Here is a 5449-nt window from a genome sequence, read left to right on the forward strand (position 1 = left end):
GGCGAATGCCGAAATGCAACGTCGCAAAACCGCCCATCGAGAGGCCGACAATGTGCGCCTTCGGCGCCTTGATGTGATCGAGCACCGCCAGAATGTCATCCGCGGCGCGCGCCTGCGAATAAGAGGCGACATCCTGGGGTACGTCGGAGGGCGGAAAGCCACGGGCGTTATAGGCGATGGCGCGATAGCGTTTGCCGAAGTGCCGCATCTGCGGCTCGTAACTGCGCAGATCGCCGGCGAATTCATGCACGAAGATCACAGGCTGGCCCGTGCCGGTCTCCTCGAAATAGAGCCGCACCCCGTCATCGGTTGTCGCATATGGCATGGCGTCCTCCCTGCTTCTTGTTGATCTTCATCTTGATATTCATACTGGAAGATTCTTCGGCGGCTTGTTGCGCGACAGATAGGTGCCGAAACCCTTGGCACCGACGAGCTTGCCGTCATCGACAACGACCTGCCCGCGCACCATCGTCATCACCGGCCAGCCCGTGACTTCGATGCCCTCATAGGGCGTGTAGTCGGAGCCGTCATGGATCAGGTCGTGACGGATCGTAACCTTGCGCTCCGGGTCCCAGATCGCGATGTCGGCGTCCGATCCGACCGCGATCGTGCCCTTGCGCGGATAGAGGCCGTAGATCTTGGCGTGATTGGTAGCGCTGAAGGCGACAAAGCTGTTGAGGTCGATGCGGCCCTTGACCACGCCTTCCGAAAACAGGATCGGCAAGCGCGCCGCTACGCCCGGAATCCCGTTCGGCACCCAGCGGAAACTGGTGCGTCCCTTCGGCGCCAGCTTGCCTTGCGGATCGTCATAGCGGAACGGACAGTGATCGCTCGAGAACACCGAGAACACCTTCTGCTGAAGGCCTTCCCAGCACGCCTTCTGGCTGGCCTCGTCGCGCGGCGGCGGCGAGCAGACATATTTGGCACCTTCCATGTTGAGCTGGTCGAGGTCCTTCTCGGTCAGCACCAGATATTGCGGACAGGTTTCGCCCAGCACCTTCAGCCCGCGTTGCTGGGCGCGGCGGATCTCCTCCATCGCCCCGCGGTTGGAGACATGCACGATCATGATCGGCACGTCGACGAGTTCCGAGAGCGAGATCGCGCGATGCGTGGCCTCGCGCTCGACCGGTATCGGCCGCGAGGTCGCGTGAAATCGCGGGGCGGTATGGCCGGACCGCTCCAGCCGATCGGTGAGAAACTTGATGGCGTCGAAATTCTCCGCATGCACCATCAGCATGGCACCGGTCTCGCGCGCCACCGACATCGTCTCCAGGAGTTCTCGGTCCGAGAGCGCGAGACCCTCATAGGTCATGAAGACCTTCAGCGAGGTGTAACCGTCCTCGACCAGGGCCGGCAGTTCCTGGCCCAGCACATGCTCGGTCGGATCTGACACGATGAGATGAAAGGAAACGTCGACATGGCATTCACCGTCGGCCAGCGCATGATATCTCTTCAGCGCCTCACGCAACGTCTGTCCCTTCTCTTGAAGGCAAAACGGCAGCACCGTGGTGTTGCCGCCGAACGCCGCCGAACGGGTGCCTGACGCAAACCCGTCCGCCATCACGATGCCCTCGCCCGAGGGCTGCGCGAAATGAACGTGGCTGTCGATGCCGCCGGGCATCACCAGTCGCCCGGTCGCGTCGATGATCGTCGTTGCCGTGCCGAGATCTTTGCCGAGGGCGGTGATCTTGCCGTCGGCAATGCCGACGTCACAGGAGAAGGTATCGGCCGCTGTCACGACGGTGCCGCCGCGGATGATGGTATCGAACGGCATCAGCGTCCTCCCTGCTCACGGTGCTCGATCACGGCGGCCAGCGGTTCGGCGAGGCCCGTCGTGGGCTTGGGGCCCGGCCGGCGGAACGTGCCGGCGATCGCTTTGCGCGGCTTCAACACGGCAAGCGTTTCCGCCTGCCGCACCGCCGCGGCGACGGGATCGATCACGGGAACCGGAATGCGGTCTTTGACCTTGTCGGCGAGGCCGGCGAGCGGCGCGCCGGACAGAATCACCACGTCGGCGGCGTCCTGTTCGACCGCCGTATTCGCCAGCCGCACCAGCACCTCTTCCTTTTCGGACTGAACGTCCGAGATCGATTGAAACGCTTCGTCGAGCGCGCGGATGCCGGCGCAACGCGTTTCCAGACCATGCATCGCAACGCATTCCTGGTACCAGGGCGCGAGCGTGCGCGAAAACGTCACGATGGCGAACTTTCGGCCGACCATGCAGGCGGTCAGCATCGCGGCTTCGGCAAGGCCGACAACCGGAAACGAAAACAGCTCGCGGGCGCCGAACAGGCCGGGATCGCCGAAAGCGGCAATGATCGCCGCGTCGAAAGTGGAACCGGCTTCGGCCAGCATTTCCAGCGCGATCGCCCCGCCGATCTGCGCTTCGGCGCGGGTCGCAATGTAAGGCACGCCGCGTTTGGCCGTCATCGGCACCAGCTCCGTGCCCGGCGATGCGGCGCGCGCTCCTGCGGCGGCGAGCAGTCCGGTCACATCAGCGGTCGTATTGGGATTGAGCAGCAGAATTTTCACGGCGTCACCTTCGTCTTCGTGAGCGTTTCGGCGACCGTTTCCCCCGTGCGGCGAACGTGCAGGCCGAGCAGCCGCCCCGCCCGATCCGCATCGCGCGCCTTCAGTGCGCCGAGAATCTGCCGATGCTCGCGCACCGACTCGTCCCATCGCCCGTCGGCCGCCAGCGCAAAAAAGCGCGCCCGCTCGGCGCGCGCCAGCAGGCTCTCATGCGAGGCCTTCAACACGGCGTTCCGGGCAAAGCCGACGATGGCGCGGTGGATCTGCTGATTGATCTCGAAATAGTCGCGTAGTTCGCCGCGACCGTGATGACGCTCGATCCGCCCCTGCAGCGCTTCGAGCCGGTCGAGGTCCTGCGCCGTCATGCGAATCGCCGCCAGTTCCGCAGCCGAGCGTTCGATGGCGCTGACCGCCTCGAATAGCTCGGTCAATTCCTCATGCCGCAACGGCGCGACCACCGCGCCGCGATTGAGCCGCAGTTCGACCAGGCCTTCGGCGGCAAGCTGCTTCAAGGCCTCGCGCAGCGGCGTGCGCGAAATGCCGAGCGCTTCCGACAGCCCGACCTCGAGCAACGGCTCGCCCGGCATGAGGTCGCCGCGCACGATCAGCGCTCGAAGCTTGTTGGCGGCCTGCTCATGCAAGCCGCTGCGGGGAACGCGCAAGGTGCGCCCTCGCAACGCCGTCATTCCGCTGCGGCGCTTCGGCGCTTTCCCGTCGGTTGCCGACTTGATTCTGGTTCTAGCCACGGCGCGCCACAACAGCTTCGCGCCTGAGCGCCGCGAAAGTCGGCGGCAACAGATCGCGACTGGCGAACACGCTGCCCCAACCGCGGATGATGGATGGGTCAACGCCGGCCGCGATCAGGCACCCCCACAGCGTAACGGCGATCGAATCGAAAACACTGACGCCGAGCTTGCGCTCGAGCGGTGCGGCGACGGCCGCGCCGCGCATGTTCGTGCACAAAACGACGACCGCATCGGCGCCGTCACGCACGACCTCCTCGATCAAGCGCGCCACTTCGGCCTCCGGCACCTCGGCAAAGGAGAAGTTGTCGGCGAGCGACAAGTGCCGCTCGGCGACGCAGTTCAGCCCTTGCCCACCCCAGACGGCGATAATCCGGTCCTGCACATCGGCGGTATAGGGCGAGACCAGGCCGATCCGTGCGGCCGGTCGTTGCCGGAACAGATCGCGATAGGCGAGCACCGTGGTGCAGGCGCGGATGCCAGTCGCCTGCGTGATGCGCTCGCATAATTGCTCGTCGCGTTCGAACCCGAGCCAGCTTGCAGATGTGCCGTTCCAGGCGATGACATCGACTTTTGCGTGAGCGAGAAGCTCGGCCGCCCGCAGGATTTCGCTGTGATCGAACTGAGCCTGCGAGGATTCCGACAGAGCGATCTCCGTCACCTTGAAGCGCGAGGAATGCATCGACACACCCTCGACGCCGGCCAGCATCGCGTAGGTGACCGGCTCGAGCGCGGTGTTGGACGACGGCGTGAGCATGCCGAGCCTGGTCATTTCTTTCGAGCCTTTCGCCTATACCGGCAGACGGCGGCTGTAATCGATCAGCGTCGAGCAGATCAAGAGCGCCACGCCGGCAAACGCAAAATACATCAGCGCCAGGAAGTAGGACCCGGTGGCCTGCACGATGAAGCCGACAATGATTGGCGTCGTGATGCCGGCGATATTGCCGCCGAGATTCATGCAGCCGCCGAGGAAACCCGCCTTGGCCCGGCCGGCCAGCGCCGCGGGAATAACCCAATACATGCCGCACCAGCGCAGGAAGAACAACGTCGAGGACAACAGCACCACGACCATGATGGCGTCTTTGGTGTAGGCGACCATGAAAATGGAGATCGTCACCATGATGGCCGCAATCGCAAACAACGTACGGTAGACCAGGTTCGGCGTGCCGCCGCCCTCGCGCCAGCGATCGCCGATCCAGCCGCCGATCAATTCGCCGACGAAGCCGGCGAAGAAAATGATGAAGGAGGTGTTGCCCAGCGATTTGATGTCGAGATTGTGCACCTTGAACAGATAGGTCGGCATCCAGGTCAAGAGGCCGTAGAATGTCACGTTGAAGAAGAACCAGCCGAGGCACATGCACCAGACTGAACGGAACTTGAAATAGGAAATCCAGCTTCCGCCCAGTGACGTGGTCGAGGCCGCATCCTCCACTGCGTGCGCCTGCTCGATGTAGCGCGCTTCCGCTTCATTGACGGAAGGGTGTTCGCGCGGCGAGTTGCGGATGTAGTACCAGGCCCACAGCCCGCACACGATGGTGCCGACACCGGCGATCACGAACGCCATGCGCCAGGAATTGAACGCCGCAATCAGCCAGGCGATCACGATCGAACCGAGCGCCGCACCGAGAGGCGCGCCGCCGTCGAGCAGCGTTGCGCCGCGCCCGCGTTCGGTCTGGGTCATCCAGAGACCGTTGAGCTTGCCGCCGGCCGGATAGATCGGCGCTTCGGACGCGCCGAGACCAAGGCGCGTGAGCAGCAGCACGAACCAGCTGGTCGCCAGCGCGGCAATGGCCTGGAATGCGCCCCAGAACACGGTCGCCAGCGCCACCACGATTCGCGGCTTGAAGCGGTCGGCCAGCATGCCGCCCGGCACCTGCATGAAGGCGTACGTCCAGAAGAACGAACTCAGGATCAGTCCCTGCCAGGCCGGATCGATATCGAACTCCTTCGAGATCAGCGGCATGGCGACCGAGAGCGAGGCACGGTCGATGTAGTTCACCGAGACGAGAAACAGCAGCAGAAAAAAGATCTTCCAGCGGACGCTGGTCGGTTTGACGGCGCCTGCGGCAGCAATGGCCTGGTCACTCATGCTCTCCCCCAATGCCGGCAGCCCTTGCGCGAGCCTTGCTTGTTGTCTTCGCGCGGCCGTCGCCATTGACGGCCTCCCCTGTCAGCGA

At 64.1% G+C, this 5449-nt stretch carries 6 protein-coding genes; all 6 read right to left on the reverse strand.

The genetic code is table 11. From position 1 onward, the window contains the following. Positions 1-325, reverse strand: a 325-nt coding sequence (locus VFL62_RS21355) for an alpha/beta fold hydrolase (protein ID WP_325174373.1), incomplete at its 3' end; no start/stop codon positions are given. A gap of 39 nt (positions 326-364) precedes the next feature. After that, positions 365-1774, reverse strand: a complete 1410-nt coding sequence (gene hydA / locus VFL62_RS21360) for a dihydropyrimidinase (RefSeq protein ID WP_325174374.1) — start codon at positions 1772-1774, stop codon at positions 365-367. After that, complete coding sequence (locus VFL62_RS21365) at positions 1774-2532, reverse strand: aspartate/glutamate racemase family protein (protein ID WP_325174375.1); 759 nt, start codon at positions 2530-2532, stop codon at positions 1774-1776. Before VFL62_RS21365 ends, hydA begins: the two co-directional genes overlap by 1 nt. After that, complete coding sequence (locus VFL62_RS21370; RefSeq protein WP_325174376.1) at positions 2529-3215, reverse strand: GntR family transcriptional regulator; 687 nt, start codon at positions 3213-3215, stop codon at positions 2529-2531. Before VFL62_RS21370 ends, VFL62_RS21365 begins: the two co-directional genes overlap by 4 nt. A 52-nt stretch (positions 3216-3267) precedes the next feature. Continuing rightward, complete coding sequence (locus tag VFL62_RS21375; RefSeq protein ID WP_325174377.1) at positions 3268-4044, reverse strand: maleate cis-trans isomerase family protein; 777 nt, start codon at positions 4042-4044, stop codon at positions 3268-3270. Between the two features lie 18 nt (positions 4045-4062). Next, positions 4063-5361: an MFS transporter gene (locus VFL62_RS21380; protein WP_325174378.1), complete on the reverse strand. Its 1299-nt coding sequence runs from the start codon at positions 5359-5361 to the stop codon at positions 4063-4065. Positions 5362-5449 lie beyond the last annotated feature (88 nt).

Origin of the sequence: Bradyrhizobium sp., assembly GCF_035701725.1 — a bacterium.
Classification (GTDB): Bacteria; Pseudomonadota; Alphaproteobacteria; order Rhizobiales; family Xanthobacteraceae; genus Bradyrhizobium.

What these genes read in the sequence shown, in the direction of transcription:
- hydA (WP_325174374.1), bottom strand. Translation starts at nt 1,774, where the DNA reads ATGCCGTTCGATACCATCATCCGCGGCGGCACCGTCGTGACAGCGGCC.
- VFL62_RS21370 (WP_325174376.1), bottom strand. Translation starts at nt 3,215, where the DNA reads ATGACGGCGTTGCGAGGGCGCACCTTGCGCGTTCCCCGCAGCGGCTTG.
- VFL62_RS21375 (WP_325174377.1), bottom strand. Translation starts at nt 4,044, where the DNA reads ATGACCAGGCTCGGCATGCTCACGCCGTCGTCCAACACCGCGCTCGAG.
- VFL62_RS21380 (WP_325174378.1), bottom strand. Translation starts at nt 5,361, where the DNA reads ATGAGTGACCAGGCCATTGCTGCCGCAGGCGCCGTCAAACCGACCAGC.